The organism is Bacteroides bouchesdurhonensis, from assembly GCF_900155865.1.
GTDB classification, from domain to species: Bacteria; Bacteroidota; Bacteroidia; order Bacteroidales; family Bacteroidaceae; genus Bacteroides; species Bacteroides bouchesdurhonensis.
In genome coordinates, this window is the sequence record NZ_LT707006.1 from 277,602 (window position 1) to 300,041 (window position 22,440).

At 40.6% G+C, this 22,440-nt stretch carries 9 protein-coding genes; 8 read left to right on the plus strand and 1 reads right to left on the minus strand.

From position 1 onward, the window contains the following. Positions 1–109 precede the first annotated feature (109 nt). The 8 genes from CZ225_RS01095 to CZ225_RS01130 all read left to right on the plus strand — a co-directional run bounded on the left by CZ225_RS01095 (position 110) and on the right by CZ225_RS01130 (position 17,507). The gene (locus CZ225_RS01095) at positions 110–2,272 is read left to right on the plus strand and encodes a GH92 family glycosyl hydrolase (RefSeq protein ID WP_077152692.1); all 2,163 of its coding nucleotides are present in this window, start codon (positions 110–112) and stop codon (positions 2,270–2,272) included. 24 nt (positions 2,273–2,296) lie between these two features. Next, on the plus strand, positions 2,297–4,132 hold the full coding sequence (locus CZ225_RS01100; protein ID WP_077152693.1) for a GxGYxYP domain-containing protein: 1,836 nt from the start codon (positions 2,297–2,299) through the stop codon (positions 4,130–4,132). Positions 4,133–4,420: 288 nt separating this feature from the next. Continuing rightward, positions 4,421–5,794, plus strand: a complete 1,374-nt coding sequence (locus tag CZ225_RS01105) for an IPT/TIG domain-containing protein (RefSeq protein WP_077152694.1) — start codon at positions 4,421–4,423, stop codon at positions 5,792–5,794. Positions 5,795–5,818: 24 nt separating this feature from the next. Further along, a complete protein-coding gene (locus tag CZ225_RS01110) occupies positions 5,819–8,944 on the plus strand; it encodes a SusC/RagA family TonB-linked outer membrane protein (protein ID WP_077152695.1) in 3,126 nt (1,041 codons plus the stop codon). A gap of 13 nt (positions 8,945–8,957) precedes the next feature. After that, on the plus strand, positions 8,958–10,937 hold the full coding sequence (locus tag CZ225_RS01115; protein WP_077152696.1) for a RagB/SusD family nutrient uptake outer membrane protein: 1,980 nt from the start codon (positions 8,958–8,960) through the stop codon (positions 10,935–10,937). 17 nt (positions 10,938–10,954) lie between these two features. Then, positions 10,955–11,902 carry a BT_3987 domain-containing protein gene (locus CZ225_RS01120; RefSeq protein ID WP_077155632.1) on the plus strand — a complete coding sequence of 316 codons (948 nt, stop codon included), beginning with the start codon at positions 10,955–10,957 and terminating at the stop codon, positions 11,900–11,902. Positions 11,903–11,982: 80 nt separating this feature from the next. Continuing rightward, complete coding sequence (locus tag CZ225_RS01125) at positions 11,983–14,304, plus strand: glycoside hydrolase family 3 N-terminal domain-containing protein (protein WP_077155633.1); 2,322 nt, start codon at positions 11,983–11,985, stop codon at positions 14,302–14,304. Between the two features lie 35 nt (positions 14,305–14,339). Next, positions 14,340–17,507, plus strand: coding sequence for an alpha-mannosidase (locus tag CZ225_RS01130; protein ID WP_077152697.1), 3,168 nt, complete (start codon positions 14,340–14,342; stop codon positions 17,505–17,507). 155 nt (positions 17,508–17,662) lie between these two features. On the opposite strand, the gene CZ225_RS01135 is transcribed toward CZ225_RS01130, so the two are convergent. After that, positions 17,663–21,922 (minus strand): glycoside hydrolase family 2 TIM barrel-domain containing protein, encoded by a 4,260-nt coding sequence (locus CZ225_RS01135; protein ID WP_077152698.1) that lies wholly within the window; start codon positions 21,920–21,922, stop codon positions 17,663–17,665. Positions 21,923–22,440 lie beyond the last annotated feature (518 nt).

A 22,440-nucleotide genomic window follows, 5' to 3' on the forward strand; every position in this document is an offset into this window, starting at 1 on the left:
TTATAATGATAGAATTAAAGAAAATCCGCAATTAATTAACCCGAATTTAATCCCCCTATTAATAGTAGTTACGTTTCTTTGCCACGAATTAATCTAAAAAATCATTGCAATGAAAAGAAACCACTTACTCATTTTTTTACCAGTACTTTTCTTATTGATATTTATTTGTAAAAACAGCAACGCTCAAACTACAGAGCAGAAACAACAGAGTACAAACTATGCACATTTAGTAGACACTCGTATCGGGAGTGAAGGCAACGGACTAAGTTGTGGATATACTTATATTGGTGCCAGTTATCCCTTCGGAATGATACAATTCACCCCTTCATTCTTTTCACCCCAGAAAGGAATTGTTGTCAATCAAATGTCCGGGTCCGGATGTGCACATATGGGCAATTTCCCTATACTCCCCATCAGTGGACAAGTAACAAAATCTCCTAAAGATATGAATGACTACCCACCTTATAAATCCGTCAAAGAATCCACAGCAGGTTGCCTTTCCCTTTTAATGAAAGACGGAGTCGTCTGTAACATTACTACCTCCAAACGCAGCGGAGTCGCTCAGTTCGTTTTTCCTACCGACAATGAAGAAGGTACTGTATTAGTCGGCTCCGGAGTCAGTTCTACAGAACTTTCCAACGCTTTTATAAAAATCACATCCCCTTCTTCTTGTGAAGGGTATGCCGAAGGAGGTGATTTTTGTGGATACAAGACTGATTATCGTATATTTTTTGCCGCTGAATTTGACCATGAAGCGAAAGATTTTGGGACTTGGAAAGGAGATAATTTAAAAAAAGACCGAAATCAAATCGGTGGAGCTAAATCCGGAGGGTATTTTACTTTTGACACCACAAAAGGGAATATAATAGAATACAAAGTAGCCATTTCTTACGTATCCATCGAAAACGCCAAAGAAAATCTACGGTTGGATAATAATAAACGCAACTATCAACAGGTATTGGCTGATACGCGTAATGAATGGAACAAACATTTGAGCAAAATAGAAGTGAATTCGGACAATAAAGATAAACTAACCCAGTTTTATACACATTGGTATCATACATTGATCCATCCCAATATATTCAATGATGTGAACGGTGAATATATCGGTGCCGATTTTGCGGTTCATAAGGTACAACCCGGAAGAGAATACTACACTACTTTTAGCGGTTGGGATACCTATCGTACACAATGCCAACTTTTAGCAATGTTTTATCCTAAAGAGACCTCCGACATGATGCAATCTGCCATAGATTTCGCCGAACAAGCAGGAGGTTACGGACGATGGATTACTGCCAATATAGAAACCGGGGTGATGCACGGTGACCCCATGCCTATTATCATTGCTAATACCTATGCTTTCGGAGGACAGAATTTCGATACTCAAACAGCTTTCAAACACATGAAACGTGGTGCCTGCATACCCGGTACCTATTCACAAAATGTAGAAGTACGCCCAGGATTATCTAATTACTTAACTAAAGGGATAGAAAATGCTTCCTTATGTCTTGAATATACATCAGCAGATTATGCCATCGGTCAATTTGCTTTGCAAGCAATGAGAAACGATCATGAGGCCTCCTTTTTCATGAGACGTTCATTAAATTGGAAAAATCTATACGACCCTTCTACCAAATGGTTACGCTCACGACATAATCATGATTTGAGTTGGAAGAATCCCGACCACGATTGGCGTGAAGCAACCAAAGAGAATTATTTCTGGATGGTACCTTATGATTTGGAAACATTGATTGATACAATCGGAGGCAAAAAAGCAGCGTCTCAGCGTCTGGATAGTTTGTTTGTACGTTTGGATGCCGGCTATGACGACCATTATTATGCAGCCGGCAACGAACCGGATTTCCAAGTTCCCTGGATATATAACTGGACAGAGCGTCCCTACAAAACATCCGAAACGGTACACAGAATCCTAAATGAAATGTACACTTCACTACCGAATGGCTTACCCGGCAATGATGATTGTGGATCAATGGGGTCATGGTATGTATTCGCCTCTATCGGACTATATCCGATGATACCTGGAGTGGCAGGGTTCAGTGTCAGTACACCTTATTTCAAGAACATCACTTTACACCTTCCCAAAGGAAAACTGAAAATAGAAGGAGGAAGTATGTCCAAACCGTATATCCACAGTATGGAAATCAATGGAAAGAAAGCAAAAAAGACATGGATCGACTGGACTGAAATACAGAATGGAGCCTTCATCAAATACAAAACAAGTGAAAAAGCGAATATTAAATGGGGATTATAAATAGTAACTTTAAAATCAGATCCAATGAAAAAGTATTTATTTTATTTGATTCTCCTAATGGTATATTCCGGTTGTAAAGACTCTAAAATAGAGGGACATACAGGAAGAGATTCCATAAAAACAAAATCCGATTATTTTACACAAGTAGATAAGTCAAATAATTGCGGACAATTCTGGTCGTTGGAATCTAAGGTTATTCCAAAAGGGTATTATGTTTGTCCAATGGGTAATACAGAAACCGATAAGAATTATCCGAAACTAAGAAAAGGACTGCCTTATACAAATATGTGCCAATCTTTAGCCGGCATTGTGAACCGAGCAGTTGAAAACAAAGAGGCGGATGATGCTATTTGGCTTGAAGACCCTAATAATCGATATTCTTATACCCTATGCAAAGAAAATTTAAAGAAGCAAGGCTCCAAGGAAATATCAAAACTTGACGGGATCGCTTTGCTGAAATCCGGTGTTTTCTCCCGATTAATAAAAGGATATGTATTGACAGACGTAACGAAGAATCCCGAAAGTTCACCTGTTGCAGCTGTTGCTTCTCATGTACATAGTGCTATCATAGTGGATATTCGTGATAAAGCTGTGTATGATGAGTTAGGATTAAAAATGGTTTATGACGCAAGGGAAAAAACAACCAAAGATGCCTGGAAGGAATTTAAAGACAAGTGTAACAACAAATCTTTGGTACTGATGGGATCTTTAACCAATGACATGAAAGATTTTGCCATTGTAAACAGACTATTCGTTCTAAACATCAGAAATGACAAAGGACATAATTGGGAACTATTAAACGATGTATTGGATTGGTTGGCACCCTGTTCACCAATATATGGTTGGGAAGATTTGGATGAACACTCATTTGTTCAGAAAATCAGTGAGAAAGGACATTTAATGATCCCTTGTAATTACTACATGAATATGTCCCTTACCTCACTCAATTATTCTCAAAATCAAAAGGACCTGCTTGTTAATGTGATGAATCCTGCCAATAGAATTTATCCAGAAAATGATACTAATAAATATATTAGTTATTATCTGTCGGATGGGGATAATGTACAATGGATTTTCCACATTTGGTATAACGATTGGTTCAAGCACGGTCAGGCAAAAGATGTAAAGTTGTCATTTGGAATACCTTCAACTAACTTAAGTATGATTGCTCCTCCCGTTTACAAAAACATCGTCGATCATCAAAGTGTTGAAAATACTTTAGTAGAAAACTGTGGTGGCGGATACATCTATATAGATGACTTTGCCAGTGCCAACGGAAAAGATACTCAAAAAGAACTGAATATTTTAGCAAATAAAGTATCGGCACATATGCGCCAACATCGTGTCAAAGTACTTGGATTATTCACCAATGATGCAAAATCAGAAAAAGCTCAAAATGCTTATAAAACTTTCATTAAAGCAAATAATTGGCTGGAAGGAATTATTGTGGTGCAGTATGCACCTTATAATGGAGGTCATGGTGAAACTTATTGGTATACCAATAATGATGGGATAGAGATTCCCGTAATTACAGTCAGGTATACAATCTGGAATTTCGGAAAGAATAACTCAGGCGGACAAGGAACTCCTGCTTATGTAGCGAATTTACTCAAAAAAGAGCAACCAAATTTCAGTCTGATAGATATTCATGCCTGGAGCTCATTTGCAGATATAGGTAACTCGGATGATGAGGTAGGAGAAACTGCTAAAGGAAATGTCTCAGGTGCAGGTGCAGCTGCCATGTGTCAACGAAGATTGCCAGCCAACTTTAAATGTGTCAGCTTGCAAGAATTTATTTGGAGAATGAGAATGAAACATAATAAAGAGCAAACAACCAAATTGTTGGAGATGTATAAATAGCTTCGTGTGCGAGAACAATAGATTGTATACAAAAAATAGAAAATTGGATTAATCGGGCTGAAAAGTAAAAGGATTAATAAGTTTATCCGATTAATTAACCCAAGATTAATCATTCTATTAATAGAGTTTAGTTTAATTCGTCGCTAAATAAATTCGATAAAACCTTATAGTATTTAAATATGAAAAACAGTATCAAATCACCTCCGAGAAAAGCATCATAGCATTTTTAAGATAGATGCTATTAGTTAATGAGATATTAATCTTACTAATAATCACAATCTAAAAATTATGGAAAATTTTAAATTAAACAGTGGTAAAGTAAAAGCAGCACTTCCGATATACATGGTGCTGCTCTCTTTCTTCGTTATTTGCTGTGACAATAATGAAATAAAGAGTAATTCAGAATTTTTTTACCCGCCTAAAGCGGATGTAGAATCAACCTTTGAAACTTTCTATCCGGACAGTGGAGGATTAGGCACTAAGCTAATCATCAAAGGGAGCAATTTTGGTACGGACACCAACTATGTACGAGTGACAGTAAATCAATTAAAAGCAAAGGTTGTAAGAGTCAATGATAATATTTTGTATGCTGTAGTACCTGCCCGGGCTGATACGGGATATGTTCGCTTATATATTAGAAAAGGAGAAGAAGAAGTGGAATACACTTCCGATAGAGAATTCAAATATATGTTCAAGAGTAATGTATCCACATTGATTGGTACACCCGGAAAACAAGCAGCTGACGAGCGTCTTGATGGAGCGTACACAGTAGCCCTTTTACGCCGCCCGTGGCAAATAATTACTGATAAAGACGGTACGATTTATTGGTCGGATGAAGGGCGTGGACAAAGTAAAAACGGAGCACTTCGAAAAGCATCTAACGGAGAAGTGGAAACGCTCGTATATAATAGTTCCGGTCCTTACCAATCTTGTAATGGTTTTGCGTTCAATAGCACTCAAGATACGTTATTTATGGCGAACCGTTGGAATTCGGGTGATGTAAGAAATGATGTGTCTGTGATGTATTCTACCCGGGAAGCAAACTTTGTCAATGTTAAAGCATTGATCAATTTTCCTAAATCTGGTACTGCTTCAGTTGCTATACATCCTAAAACAGGAGAATTATTCTTTGACCATAACGATGAAGGAGCCGTTTATAAGTACAACAAAAACGCTCCAAACGGATACGAAAAAATGTTTAATGTAAGAGGTAGCTATAACGCTATGGATATGCGCTTATTATTTAATAAGGAAGGAGATATCCTTTATTTAGTGTTACGTGGCAAACATTGTATCTACAAAGTATCTTACGACGTAGCTACTCATACATTCGGCACTCCGGAACCTTTCGCAGGTGAATGGTCTACATCAGGCTACGAAAATGGTGAAGGTCTGGCAGCTCGCTTCAATTCGCCAAGTAGTCCATGTCTGGACCCAGAAGGTAACCTGCTAATACCCGATAAGTTTAATCATTGTATACGCAAAATAACTCCGAAAGGAACTGTGTCCCTGTATGCCGGAAAGCCCCGTGAAAGCGGACATGCTGACGGACTGCCGGATAAGGCCAAATTCTTCGAACCGGAAGCTCTGACATTCCACAGAAATACCTTATATGTGGCCGACCGCGGAAATCATTGTATTAGAAAGGTCGTAATCGAATAACATGAAACTCAAAATCAAAGAATTATGAACAATTATATAAAACAACTATGTATGTTGTTTCTTCTTGTGGCTACATTGTGGAACATACCGACAGAACTACAAGCACAACAACTACGGAAAGAGAATTCTTCACAAGAAATAGAAGGAATCGTAAAGGATGAAACAGGGAATCCAGTTATCGGGGCTACTATCGTTGCTAAAAATCAACCGGGACTAGGTATAACTACTAACTTGGATGGAAAGTTCAAAATCAAAGTTGGAGAATATGATGTATTGATTATTTCTTATATTGGTTATACAACTCAAGAATTACCGGTTACACGTATAAAAAATAAAAAAGAAGTAATTGTCATCCTGAAAGAAGATAATCAAACCATCGACGAAGTAGTAGTTACCGCAAGTGGTAGCCAGCAGAAGAAAACACTGACCGGGGCATATACGACGATTGATGTAGCACAGTTAAAATCACCGGGTTCCAATATCACCAACTCACTGGCAGGTGTTGTCCCAGGTATTATCGCTGTACAAAGCAGCGGTGAACCCGGAGCCGATATGTCTGAGTTCTGGATTCGTGGTATCAGTACGTTCGGTGCCAATCAAGGTGCTTTAGTACTGGTAGATGGAGTGGAAAGAAGTTTTAATGAGATCCCGGTAGAAGATATCGAAACCTTTTCTGTATTAAAAGATGCTTCGGCTACCGCCATTTACGGACAACGCGGTGCAAACGGTGTTGTATTAGTTACTACCAAGCAGGGTATGGCCGGTAAAGTGAAAATCAGTGCAAAAGTACAAGGTGGTATAGACTTCAGAGGAAAGATGCCCGACTATGTTGACGCATTAACTTATGCCAACCTGGCAAATGAAGCAACGGTCGGAAGATACGAACTGCCTCGTTACACAAGGGAGGAATTAGATATTATCGCCAATAACATGGACCCGGATCTATATCCGAACGTAAACTGGAGAGATCTGATGCTGAAAAAAACATCACCCAGATACATGGCCAATATTAATATGAGTGGTGGTGGTACCAATGTAACCTACTTCGTTTCATTAGGATATACTAATCAAGCAGGTATCTACAAAAGTAAAAGTACCGAGAATAAGTATAATACAAACACCACGTACGAGCGCTTCAATTACCGAGCCAACGTGAATATGAATGTTACAAAATCGACACTTGTAAAAATTGGAATTGGTGGCTATTTAATTAATCGTACGCAACCGGGAAGTAAAGGTGAAAATATATGGGAAGCTTTTTCCAGTTTATCCGCACTTACTATTCCCAGACGTTATTCTACCGGGCAAGAGCCATCTATAGGTGGTACTCAGACACCGGAATACTATATGACTAAAACCGGATATAAAACTATCTGGCAGAATAAAATGGAGACTAATATCAGCTTGGAACAGGATCTGGACTTTATCACAAAAGGATTAAAATTTAAGGGAACATTTGCATTTGATACATTTAATGGGAATGAAGTTAATCGTGTCAAAACCCCTGAATTATGGGAGGCGGACAGAACGCGTGATGCCAGTGGAAATCTTGTTCTACGAAAAGTAAGAGATCTTTCGCTGATGACACAAAACTCTTCGACATCGGGTAATAAGCGTTATTACACGGAAGCATATTTGAATTATTCCCGTTTGTTTAATGAGCAACACCGTTTTGGTGCATTTGCAATGGTATATATGCAAGAACTATCGGATACGAATCTTGGTGAGGATATTATTGCTTCAATTCCAAAACGTAACTTGGCTTATTCAGGACGCTTTACCTATGCCTATCTGGATCGTTATTTGGTAGAAACCAACTGGGGATATACCGGATCTGAGAACTTTGAAAAGGGAAAACAATTTGGTTTCTTTCCGGCATTCTCTGCTGGATGGGTTATTTCGGAAGAGCCTTTTGTGAAAAAGATTGCTCCCTGGATAGAGATGCTAAAAATCCGGGCTTCCTATGGGGAAGTGGGTAATGATGTAATTGGTGGACGTCGTTTTCCATATATAGGATTAGTGAATGTAAATGGTGGTTATAATTTCGGAGAATTTGGAACAAACTTCGTAACAGGCTATCGTAATGGTACTATCGGTACACCTAATCTAACTTGGGAAGTGGCCAAAAAATACAATCTAGGAATTGATATGAATTTATTCAATGGTAAATTCCAAGGATCGATTGATTTTTACAAGGATAAACGAGACGATATCTTTATGACACGTAACCATATGCCGGAAACCACAGGTTTAGCAGATAAAGTTCCAATGGCCAACGTAGGTAAAATGCAGTCTAAAGGTTTTGACTGGAACGCGTCATTGACAGAGAAAATAGGTCAGGTGAAATTCACCATACGTGGTAATATGACTTACCAGAATACTGAGATTATTGATAAAGACGAAGCGGCCAATGAATTGTGGTATAAAATGGATAGAGGATTCAGGTCCAACCAAACACGTGGCTATATAGCATTGGGACTTTTCAAAGATGTAGAAGATATTCGTAGTAGCCCCGTTCAAGAATTTGGAGGCAAAGAGGTATTGCCTGGTGATATCAAATACAAAGATGTAAATGGTGATGGCAAAATTAACGGTGACGACAAAGTTCCATTGGGGTATAAAACATATCCCGGCATTCAATATGGAGCAGGAATCAGTGCTAATTGGAAGAATTTCGACATAAGCATATTATTTCAAGGAAGCGGTAAATCCGATTTCTACATGACAGGTAATGGAATTCATCCATTCAATGATGGTACAAAAGGAAATGTTTTACAATTAGTAGCAGATGCTAACCGCTGGATATCCAGAGATGTTTCAGGAGATCCCGCCACAGAAAACCCTAATGCCTCTTGGCCGCGTCTGACTTATGGAGCAAACGAAAACAATAAACAAAACTCGACATTCTGGTTGCAGGACGGACGTTATATTCGTTTGAAGAACATTGAGATCAGTTATACTGTACCTCCTGTTTTTACACGTAAGTTTTTTATAAGCAATATGCAAGTTGGTTTTATCGGTGAAAACTTGTACACATGGAGCCCATTCAAATTATGGGATCCAGAAACAGAAAGTAAAGCTCAAGAACGTAATGGTTCCGCTTATCCGATCAATAGGAACTTCACATGTTATGTTAAATTTGATTTCTAAAAGACACGTTTTTATGAGAAAAATAATACTATTTATAAGCATTGCTTGTGCAACGTTATCGTTTCACTCATGCGCAGATTTTCTTGATGTAGATAAATACTTCTATGACATGCTATCAGTCGATTCCGCTTTTTCGAAGAAAGTATATGTAGAAGGATGGTTGGCTAATAACTATGATTATTTATGTGAAGCTGACCTATCCCCTTACGGCTCCATGTTTCAATGGGCAAGCGATGATTTGGTGCATCCTGATGGAAAGAGTTTACAGCAATGTAATTACTCTGCCAATAAATTTCCTCATGGGGATTTTGATAAACATCTTAGAAGATGTTATGAGTGTATCCGTAAAGCATCTACTTTTATAGAGAAAGTACCGGAATGTAAAGAACTGACACTCGAAGAAATTTCGGATATGCAGGGACAAGCCCGTTTCTTGCGTGCTTTTGCTTATTTTAGCTTAATTCAAACCTACGGTCCGGTGCCTTTAATACCTGAATCAGGTTTGGATGTGAGTCTTTCCTATGAAGAGCTTTCGTTACCTCGTGCTAAATTTGATGAAGTGGTCGACTTTATAGATCGTGATCTGGCGATGGCCGCACGCACTTTACTATCGTCACGCGCGCAGAATAATTTTGGACGCCCCACCAAAGGAGCAGCTTTAGCATTGCGTGCAAGAGTCTTATTATTTGCCGCCAGTCCCATGTCGAATGGTAATAAGGACTTCTATAATATTCGGAATCTGGATGGTACTGTACTGTACAATCAAGAATATGACGAATCTAAATGGGCACGTGCTGCCGCTGCTGCTGAGGATGTGATCAATTTGAATAAATACGAATTACATGTGGTAGCCCCTGACCCCAAAAATCCATATAGCGTTACTCCTCCTGAACACCCGGAGTATTCACACCTCGATTTCCCCAATGGCTGGCAAAATGTAGATCCTTATTCTTCATATAAATATATCTTCGACGGAACAATCCGTGGTTCTAAAAATCCGGAATTGATCTTTACTAGAACAGGAGTTTATAGTGGCTATGGAATACAAGAGCGTTGGAACAAAAAAAGTATGCCGAGAACTTCCGGAGGAGATAATAGATTGGCCGTGACTCAAAAGATGGTGGACACTTATTATATGGATAATGGAAAAACGATAGACGAAGCTGGCGATTATTATATAAAAGAAGGATTTACTGTTACTGCCAAAGAACCGGAAATGGGAGTCGGTGCTCTTTTCATGGGACCTAATGTATCTAAAATGTATGGTAGACGCGAACCGCGTTTTTATGCTAGCGTAGCCTTTAACGGAGCTATCTGGGATTGTGAAAGTACCTCAAAAATAGCGGAGAAAAATTATCAATGCTGGTATTACCAGGATGAATTTAATGGCAAAGAAGGCTATAAGACACACCTTCCACTAACGGGTATCGGATTGAAAAAATACACGAATAAAGAAGATTCGTGGTCCGAAGGCGGTTACTGTACCTCTAAGACTGAACCTACAATACGTTATGCTGAGATTTTGCTGATTCATGCAGAAGCTCTGAATGAATTGACTAGTGGAAAAACATATACCATCACAACTTATAATGATCAGGAAGTACAAATTACTCGCGACGTGACTAAAATAAGGAATTCGATGAAACCAATCAGAATGCGTGCAGGATTGCCTGATTTTGACGACGCTACATATAATGATCCTGCTAATTTCAGAGTTGCTTTGAAAAGAGAACGTCACATCGAGTTGTTCACTGAAAACAGTTTCCGCTACTTCGATCTTCGGAGATGGAAAGATGCGGAGGTGGAAGAAGCCGGACCTTTGATGGGATGTGATATAGACGTAACGATGGCGAATGATGTTCGCCAGGAATATTATATCCCGACTCCCGTCAGTTATATTCAGAAGGTATTCTTACGTAAGATGTATCTGTTCCCTTTCCCACAAGCGGAATTGAAACGTAATGTAAACTTAACTCAGAATCCTGAATGGTAATCTTAAAAATAATAGATATGAAAAAGTTAATTAATATAGCACTCTTATTCCTTATCACAATAGGAGGCACCTCTTGCCAAGATGAATTAAAGGATGAATTATTTCAAAAGTATTCTTATCTGAATCAAAATGGCTGGAAAGAATGTGAAGTGAAAATTCTGGATGATAATACCGGTGTACTTTTACTTGATATGGGTGTAAACGGCACTTCAGTAAATAATAAGGATATCGTAATCTCTCTCACTAATGATCCTGACACATTGGAAGCGTATAATTTTGACCGGTATAAGTTTCAGACTGAAATGTATTTCCCGGAACTGCCGACCAACTGTTACACTTTCGATAAAGAATCTTACACAATCCCTGCCGGAGAGTTCAAGACTACAGCCAGTGTACATATAGATTTAAACCAGATTGAAAATATCTATGAGAATTATGTACTGCCTATCAAAATATCTTCTTCTACAGGAGAGCTGATAGGTCCGGGCAAGTACAGTAAACTCCTGGCCAACATCAAGTTTACGAACAAATTCAGTGGAACATACTCCGGCAATGGCAAAATGACAATCGAAGCAACAGGGCAAAACACAGCTACAGGTGCCGCCATATTGTATGCCATATCACAAAATTCTTGCTTCATGTATGCCGGAAATGTAACTTCCGAAACCGATCCGGCAACTTATAAAAAGTACATTTTGAATGTATCCTTCAATGAAAATGAAAAGATCACTATAACAGATCCAAGTGGTAAACTGGGACTGGAACCAGTCAAAGCTACCATTACCAGAAAGTATGAGAATCACGCTACAGATACCCGTTATTATATAGAGACCAGTATATTGGATCTGAAGTATAAATATAAAAACCCGTTAGACAACCGTAAACTGATTTTTGAAGGCACACACACACTGATAAGAAACGTGTTGAAAAGTGAGTATCCAAACGTTGTAGTAGATAAAGAATAATTTAATTCTAATATCATTAAAAAAGAAGAATGAAAGTACAACTGAAACTAACATTACTAAGTTGTCTGCTGGCTGTCCCAATGATTACTCAGGCCGATTCAAAAGATGGCATCTACCACAAAGGTTGGATTGACTTCAACAAGAACGGTCGGATGGATGTATATGAAGATCCATCAGCACCCATTGAAGCACGCGTCAAAGATCTGCTAAGTCAGATGAATATGGATGAGAAAACTTGCCAAATGGCGACACTTTACGGCTCGGGCCGTGTACTTGCTGACGCGTTGCCTACCGACAAGTGGAAATCAGAAATATGGAAAGACGGTATTGGTAATATAGATGAGGAACATAACGGATTGGGAAAATTCGGCTCAGAGTACGCATTTCCGTATGCCAAACACGTAAAAGCCAAACACGATATCCAACGATGGTTTGTAGAGGAAACCCGGTTAGGAATTCCGGTAGACTTCACCAATGAAGGTATTCGGGGGGTATGTCACGAAAAAGCCACTTTCTTCCCTGCCCAGTGTGGGCAGGGAAGCACCTGGAACAAAGAGTTGATAGCCCGTATAGGTGAGGTGGAAGCAACGGAAGCAGCTGCTCTGGGATATACCAACATATATTCGCCCATCTTGGACGTAGCGCAAGATCCCCGTTGGGGACGAGCCGTAGAATGTTACGGAGAAGATCCTTATCTGGTAGGTCAGTTAGGTAAACAGATGATCGAAAGTTTGCAGAAACATAAGTTGGTAGCTACTCCCAAGCACTTCGCCGTGTATAGTATTCCGGTAGGAGGACGTGATGGTGGTACTCGTACCGATCCACATGTAGCCCCGCGTGAAATGCGTACACTCTATCTCGAACCTTTCCGGGTAGCTTTTCAGGAGGCAGGAGCATTAGGAGTGATGAGTTCTTACAATGATTATGACGGCGAACCGATCACAGGAAGCTATCGGTTTCTTACCGAGATATTGCGTCACGAATGGGGATTCAAAGGATACGTTGTTTCTGACAGTGATGCCGTTGAATTTATTTCCGGCAAACATAACGTAGCCGAGAATGCTGAAGAAGCCGTTGTACAATCCGTCAATGCAGGTTTGAATGTCCGCACCAATTTCAGTTCTCCCGCAGGCTTTATCAAACCTTTGCGGAGTGCTATTGAAAAAGGTAAAGTTTCTCAGGCTACCATCGACCAACGTGTAAGCGAAATTCTGTATGTCAAGTTCTGGCTAGGTTTATTCGATAACCCTTATCGGGGAGATGGCAAACTGGCGGAAAAGGTAGTGCATAGTAAAGAACACCAAGCCGTAGCACTCGAAGCTGCCCGTCAATCTATAGTACTTTTAAAGAATCAGGATAACTTGTTGCCTCTTCAGAAAACACTGAAATCTGTAGTGGTGATCGGTCCTAACGCAGATGAGCAGAAAGAGCTTATCTGCCGTTACGGACCTGCTAATGCTCCCATTAAGACTGTTTATAAAGGTATAAAGGAAGCTTTGCCGGAAGCTAAGGTCGTTTATAAAAAAGGATGTGAGATTGTAGACCCAAATTTTCCGGAGAGTGAAGTTCTTCCTTTTGATATAACGCCGAAAGAACAACAGATGATGGAGGAAGCAATTACAGCAGCAAAAGAGGCTGAAGTGGTAATTATGGTACTGGGAGGCAGCGAAGTAACGGTACGTGAAGAACGGTCGCGTACTAGCCTCGACTTGCCGGGCAGACAGGAAGAACTGTTGAAGGTCATGTGCCAATTGGGCAAACCGGTTGTATTGGTCATGATTGATGGTCGTGCTTCCAGCATTAATTATGCAAAGAAATACGTACCTGCTATTCTTCATGCCTGGTTTCCGGGAGAGTTTTGTGGTCAGGCAGTGGCAGAAACTATTTTTGGAGATAACAATCCGGGTGGCAGACTATCAGTGACTTTTCCGAAATCAGTGGGACAAATACCCTTTGCTTTCCCTTTCAAGCCGGGTTCGGATAGTGGTTGCGGAACATCAGTGACCGGTGCGTTATTCCCATTCGGACACGGACTGAGCTACACGACTTTCGGATACAGTAACCTGAAAATATCCCCGGAACAACAAGGAGTGTTGGGAGACGTGAAGGTGAGTTGTACGGTGAAGAATACAGGAAAAAGAGCCGGTGACGAAGTAGTGCAACTTTATCTGAGAGACGAAGTCAGCAGTGTGACAACGTATGTGAAAGTACTGAGAGGCTTCGAACGTATAACGTTGCAACCGGGTGAAGAGAAAGTAGTAACGTTCACGTTACGTCCGCAAGATCTCGCTATCTGGGATAAGAACATGAAGTTTCAGGTAGAACCGGGAACGTTTAAAGTAATGGTCGGTGCCTCTTCAAAGGACATCAAACTGGAAGGTAAGTTCAAAATCAATAGGTAAATTAATATAGTAAACAAAGAAACGATCTGAAACACATGAAGAAAAGAACCATTCTTTTAGCTCTGCTTTTGGCAGCGACCGGATTAAGTCCGGTGCAGGCTCAAAAGAAGTATAAAGCGTATATCGTATCCAATGCCCATCTGGATACCCAGTGGAATTGGGATGTACAGACTACCATCGACGAATATTTGAAACACACGCTTGTACGAAACTTCTACTTATTCAAACACTATCCTAATTATGTATTCAACTTCGAAGGAGGGGTAAAGTACAACTGGATCAAGGAGTACTATCCTTCGGAATATGAGTTGGTGAAAAAGTATATTAAAGAAGGACGCTGGCACGTATCCGGCAGTTCATGGGATGCGAACGACACCAATATGCCATCGCCGGAATCATTCTTCCGTAATATCCTGCTAGGACAACAATTTTACAAACAGGAATTTGGTATCAAATCCACCGATATCTTCCTACCGGATTGTTTCGGGTTCAGTTATACTTTGCCCACAGTCGCTGCTCATTGCGGCCTCATTGGTTTCTCCACGCAGAAGCTGCAATGGAGACACAATAACATGCATGGTAAGTCTAAGATGCCATTTAACATAGGATTATGGCAAGGTATAGACGGTTCGCGCATTATGGCAGCCTTGAACGGAAAGAATTATGTTCACGAATGGGATGGAGGAGACATCAGTAAAGACAATGACCTGAAGAATACGGCTAAAAGCAGTACCAACCATACAATTTATCGTTACTATGGCGCAGGTGATCGCGGTGGTTCCGCCAATATCAATTCGGCTATTTCCATCGAAAAAGGAGTCAAAGGAGAAGGAGAAGTTGAAATCATCAGTGCTACTTCCGACCAATTATACAAGGACTATCTACCTTTCGACAAGCATCCCGAACTCCCCGTATATGACGGAGAATTGCTAATGGATATACATGCCACAGGATGTTACACCTCGCAAGCCGCTATGAAACTCTATAACCGTCGTAACGAACAGTTGGGTGATGCGGCAGAAAAAGTATCTGTAATGGCAGACTATATTGACGGAGCAACATATCCCGCAAATACGCTGACAGACGCATGGCGCAGATTTATCTGGCATCAATTCCACGATGATCTTACAGGGACCAGTCTGCCGAAAGCTTATACATACTCATGGAACGACGAGTTAATTTCACAGACACAATTTAATGATATCATCCGCATGGGAGTAGGCTCGCTGGCTTCATGTATGGATACTAGAGTAAAAGGAAATGCTATCATCGTATACAATGCAATGGCGGCACAGCGAAAAGAACTGGCGGAAGCCTATATTGACTCTCCAAAGAAGCCTGCGGCAGTACAAGTATTCGACGCTAACGGAAAAGAAGTTCTTGCACAACTCGTTGATTGGAAAGACGGTAAAGCACACATTGCTTTCAGTGCTTCCGTTGCCCCTTTAAGTTGTTCTGTTTATGATGTCCGTTTTGGAAAGAGTAGCAAACGTTCTTCATTGAAAGCAACTCAGAATACATTGGAAAACAGCGTCTACAAACTGACTCTGAACGCTAATGGTGACATTGCTTCGATTATAGACAAACGTACCAATCAAGAATTAGTTGAACCGGGTAAAGCATTCCGACTGGCACTCTTTCTGGGAAATGAATCAACAGAATGGCCAGCGTGGGAAATTCAAAAGAAAGTCATTGACAAACCCGGAACCGAAATTTCCGGAGAAGTAAAGATCAGTATCGCAGAGCAAGGACCATCATATGCAGCACTCCGCGTAGAACGCAGCTATAACACTTCCAAATTCGTACAATACATTCGCATGAGTGAAGGAGCAAATGACGAACGTATTGATATCATCAACGAAGTAGATTGGTCCACAAAGGATGCTGTACTAAAAGCGGAGTTCCCAATGAACGTAAAGAACCAGGAAGCTGTTTACGATCTGGGTATTGGAACGGTGAAACGTAAAAATAATACCAACACGGCTTATGAAGTGTATGCACAGCAGTGGGCAGATATTACTGCTCCCGATAACAGTTATGGGGTAGCTATCCTCAATGACTGCAAATATGGATGGGACAAACCGAATGACAATACATTACGTCTTACTTTATTCCATGCTCCTATCAGCAAAGACAGATATAAATATCAGGAACAGCAGGATTTCGGGCACCATACGTTTACTTATTCTATCGTAGGTCATCAGAATGAACCGTTACAAGCGGGTATCAGCCATTTGGCAGAATCACTGAACAGCCGTCTGGCTGTATTTAACACCCCGAAGCACAAAGGTACACTAGGACGCGAATATTCTTTCGTTAAAGTCAATACACCGCAAGTAGTAATCCGTTCACTAAAGAAAGGTGAGGAAAGCGATATGTATATGATCCGCTTTTACGAAATGCAAGGGAAAGCGGCACAGAACGTAGAAGTAACTTTCCCTGCTGCTATTGAATCAGCCTATGAAACAAATGGTATTGAGGAGAAGATAGGCGAAGCCACTATCCGCGACAATAAGCTCTGTTTCAATATGGCTTCCTACCAACCGAAAACATTCGCTGTCCGCCTGAAGAAAGGAAATGTGAAAGCAGCTCCTATACAGAACATCCCCGTTCAACTGGGATTCAACAGCAAGGCTTTCACACCCGAAAACTTCGGCTATATGGTTTCTTTTGACAAGAAAGGAAACAGTTTTGCCGCTGAGTTGATCGGCAATCAAGTGACTTACGATAATGTTTCTTTCAATATTGGCAAGCATGAAGTTAAGAATGTTCTCAAATGTAAAGGCGACACCATTCAATTACCTAAAGAAGCCGCTGGAAAGAAACTCTATATTCTGGCTACTTCGACTGACAAAGATCGTCAGGCCACATTCGTAGTTGGCGACCAATCGTATGAATTGGAAGTTCCTTATTATTCAGGATTCTATGGACAATGGGGTCACAAGGGAGTAAGCGACGGTTATATCCGCAATGCCACACCTGCATACATTGGTTCACACCGTCATACAGAGAAAGGCAATGATACTTATATTTATACATATATGTATAAGTTTGGCATCGAACTTCCGAAAGAAGCACAAACGCTCATACTTCCGAAGGATGATAATATCGCTGTATTTGCCATTACATTGTCCGACAATTATCTGGATGATGTGAGTGCCGCCAATGAAATGCGCGCATTACCATTAGAGACTAAAAAATAAAGAAACTAAACTTTTGCAACTGGCTTTTTAGGTATAAACAGACCTGGTTCTCAGGCATTAATAATCAGTGTGGCAAATATATATGCCCAGCACGGTGGAGCTATATACTCACCACGCTGGGCATATATGGATAGTAAACGACTAATAAAAGGCTGTTACTCTTCTACCAGAATTTCTAATTCTGCTACAGCAGCCCGTTTATCGTCTTTAGTACAAGCAGACAAAGCCTGAAGTTTCACATAACTTGCAGAACGCGGAGCAAACTCAACTTTCTGTGTATCTTTAGAGTCGGTAAAAGTGCCCGAAGCAACAGCTTTCCCCCACTCTTTTCCATCACGACTCACATATACTTCATATTTGGCTATCCGTCCTTCCGACGAATCTTGGCGAGGCGTATATTTAATACCTTTTATCTTCATCTCCTTAGACAGGTTCATTTGTATTTCATGAGGATAAGGAGCCAGATAGAACTGGTTGTGTACCGTATGCCAATAAGTATTGATATTGCCGTCAGCAGCCAATTTCATGCTATCGTCCGCATCACTGTCTACATATATAACCCGCTGTTTGCTTCCAGATACTCCTGACAGGTTTTTAGTAACATTGACATTTAATTCGGCAACCGAAGCCCAGTTTCTGCCAAACAATTCGGATAAAGCAACCAACTTGAAGTAACGCGCAACAATAGGCTTCTCCAATCGTACAATTTGTGACGAAGAAGAGTTCTCAAAAGCACCTTTGGTCTTATTCCCCCAAGTCTTACCATCTGTACTGAAATAAAGTTCATAGTCCTTGATACGGCCATTCTCTGAATTGCGTGGTTGATAGATGAACTGATCTATCTCGAGCAAAGAAGCCATATCTACAATGATCTCATGCGGATGCTTGGCTTCATTCTCACTCCAACGGGTATGCCAGATCGTATTCGGATTTCCATCAATTGCATTTTTCGCTTCTTCTCCCTTGTTTTCACTGCTGACAGAAACAATCTTCCAGCCCGAGCGATCCACATAAATCGGAAATTCAGCAGATGTGACCATACTTTTGCCCAGATTCTCTGAAACGGCATACGCTTGTACCTTACCACCGGAGATTAATTCGATAGCTCCTGTATATTCCTTATACTTTTCTCCGTTCAGGCTATAATAAATCTTAGCTCCCAGGGTACTTGTTTTCAGATTCAGGTAACCGTCATTGTCCCGCTCAATCAGAACAGGCATGGAAACCGGCATCCGCACACGTGCTTTTTTAGCCAATTCGTCTTTTAAATAACTTCTTTCCAAAGGCAACATCATAAAGCTGAACACAGTTGGCTGAGAGAAAAGTTCATACTTTCTCATCGGACCGGGACCGCAGCTGGCATTACCCAACGGACGGGTTGCAGCATCCAGGCAAAGAACTGTTTCTTTTCTTACAGGCACTTCATACCGGTGATGCAGTTTTCTAAGATCATTAGGATCAACCATATCCTGTGCTCTTGCATGCAAAGCAGTAGCCGACATCTTATCCCCGGCAACAAATACAAAACCTACCCCATTCGGATTCGTTATAGAAATCCAACGTACATCTTCATGATTACCCATTTCCTGTGACCTGATATAATTCAACCACTTGTTGGATACCTGATCATCATAGATACCTACATAAGAAGCATCTTTACGGTCTACATAATTTTCAAACGGGCCGCAACCAAACCAACGCATCCGTTCGAAACCTTCCGGCAATTCCAAACGATACCCCACACGAGGAATAATTTCTCCGTTCATGGCAGGAATAATCGTACTATTCACCAAAATAGAACCATCCGCAGCTACAGTATACTCAATCGTTGTCTCGAAATCAAAGCCTGATTTACCTCTATAGGTATTCTTTATTGCCAGAATCACCTTGCCGTCTTCCTGACGCATTTCCCACTGGCCGGGCTCCAAAGACATATTATACAGTCCTTTACGTTGCCAGTCTCCATCGACTTGTTTATCATTATCCGTAGGTGCACGGAAAACGTTCAGTTCCAGTCCTTTGCTTATCAAAGGCACTCCATCCAACACATAAGAAGATACGGTCCCTTCTTCTTTTGAGAAAGTGGCTTCGAAACGTTCACCTTTTACGAGATAACCTTTTTCTGTCTCCGTACAACTGATTGCCCCATTTTCTGCCTTGAAAACAGGCTTTTCACTTTCTGCAATCTTAATCTGTTCAGACGCTACTTCATATCCCGCTTTTTCCCAATCAGTATCTTTCTTCTGACAGAAACTGAACTTAATGAAATATTCGGCTCCGGGAACTTTCGTTAAGACCGGATCAGCAATAGTAATAACTTTGCTTCCCTGTGCATCCAACTGCAATTCATCCAGATTTCCTGACGAGAGTACTTTTCCGTCTTCCATTATTTCATATCTTCCGTATAAATCATCCAGACCTGTATGGAATCTTTTATTGGTCACCTTATACTTACCATTTCCCAAAGCCTCAACTCTAACAGGTTGATGTATTTTTTTAACTTCCAGTGCTTTCGGCGCATAAGTACGGTCTGAGAATATAACACCGTTCGTACAGAAATTACCGTCATTAGGCTTGTCACCGAAATCGCCACCCACAGCCATATAATAAGCTGTACCATCAGGAGTAGGTACTTTGATACTCTGATCTACCCAGTCCCATATAAAACCACCGATCAAAGCCGGATAGCGTTCGTATGTCTCCCAATACTCTCTGAAATTACCCATCGAATTACCCATAGCATGAGCATATTCACACACTACATGAGGTTTTACCGCCTCACCCTTCTGTGACTTTTCCAAACGTTCTTTTCCTACATTCTCCAGCCATTCTACACTGGGATACATATTGCTGGTGACATCACAGAAAGAGCTGTTCCCTTCGTAATGAGTAGGACGCGTTTTATCCAACTTCTTAACAGCTTCTTCTGCCGACTTAAAGTTGATACCGTTACCGGACTCATTTCCCAAAGACCACATCATAATGGAAGGATGATTTCTGTAACGTCTCACCATGTCCTCACTACGCTCTGTAAAAGACTTCTTCCAAGAAGGTTCGTGAGACAAAGCCATCAAACCATGGCATTCTACGTTTGCTTCCGCAAGCACATAAATACCGTATTTGTCACACAAATCATAAAAATAAGGATTATTCGGATAGTGAGAAGTACGTACAGCATTTACATTGAAGGATTTCATTAACTGCACGTCCTTCTCCATTTCTTCCTTAGAAACAGTGCGTCCGTTTTCAGAACTATGGTCATGTCTATCGACCCCCTTAAACAAGGTTGTTTTACCGTTGACCAGCATCTGACCGTCACTGGTAAACTCTATTTTACGGAAGCCTACCTTCACATTACGAATATCCGTTGTTTTACCTTTCTGTATCAGCGAGATAGCTAAGTTATACAGATTAGGAGTTTCAGCCGTCCATTTCAGCGGATTCATCACCTCAAACTCAATATGATTGGTTCCGATTTGAGCACGTGTAGTCTGCTTGGCAATTTCTTTACCATTCAGGTCCATCAGTTTAACCTGAATCTCATCATTACTCTTTTTACCCGTAACTTCTACGTCCAGATTAACAGTGGCATTCTTAAACTCTTTGTCCAGATCGGTTGTGAAAAAGAAGTCCCTGATCTGAGTCTTCGGTGCTGACCACAAGAAGACATCTCTAAAGATACCACTGAAACGCCAAAAGTCCTGGCACTCCAGAAAACTACCATCTGTAAAACGATAAACCTCAACAGCAAGTACATTCTTACCATCCTTCAAATAAGGAGTCAGATTAAACTCGGCAGGCAGATAGCTATCTTCTGAATAGCCGACTTTCTCACCATTCACCCAGATATAAAATCCGGCTTCTACTCCATTAAAACGGATGAAAATATCGCGTCCCTTCCAAGAATCCGGTAAAGTAAACTCCCGACGGTAACTACCTACCGGATTGGGCATAGTGGCAAATGTATAATCAGAAGGACGAGGTTGTATAACGTTAGGCCACTCTACTTTACGCCAATCACAAAAAGGATAGATAACATTACAATACAGTGGTTTGTCCCAATTTTTATTGTGACGTATCGCTTCTATCTGCCAAGGAGCAGGCACTTTAATATCATCCCACCCACTGACATCATACTCCGACCGGTAAAAGTCCTGCGGCCTGTCTTTAGGATCGGCCACCCAGTGGAACTTCCATGTGCCGTTCAAAGTTTTGTAATAAGGGGATTCTTCAATGGCTAAATCCATTGCTTGTTGTTCGTTAGCAAAAGGAATAGCTATCTGACAAGCCACTTCTTTATTCACTCCCGATACATACTCATTGTTCCATTCCGGCTTATCCGTATTCTGTGCTACAACAGATAAAGGCAAAGCCAGGAATGCAATCAATGTACTGTTCATGATTTGTCGTTTCATAAAATTGATTGGTTATTTAGTTTTAATGTTTCTCCATGGTTCATGTTTTCAAGAATTTCATTCGTTTACAAATGTAGCGTTTTTTCTCGGCATTCATAATGAATTTATAATATTTATGATATATACGCTTTAAATCATTAAGCAGTCATTCATATGCCCACATCTCACAATCGGCTTCCGCATAATCGAAAACCGTTGATTTCGTATGCCGTGCTGTGCCCATACTGCTCAAAACGGATGGTCTGAACACCCCCAAATCAAAGAGCATACGGAGATGACAACCCAAACCGTTGGAAAATGGGTCCCAGATTCACGAATAATCGACTTATATCTATAGAGAAAATAAAGTGGTTATTTATTGTCACTTGTCACTTTTTAGCATTAAGCCTCTGATAATCAATAATAAATTGGTGACAATAGATAGGTGACAATAGAGTGACAATAAAAGTCCAAGACATTTTTATTGTCACTTCTATCTTACTGCTTGTTTTTTACAATTAGTAGACACATTGCCTACT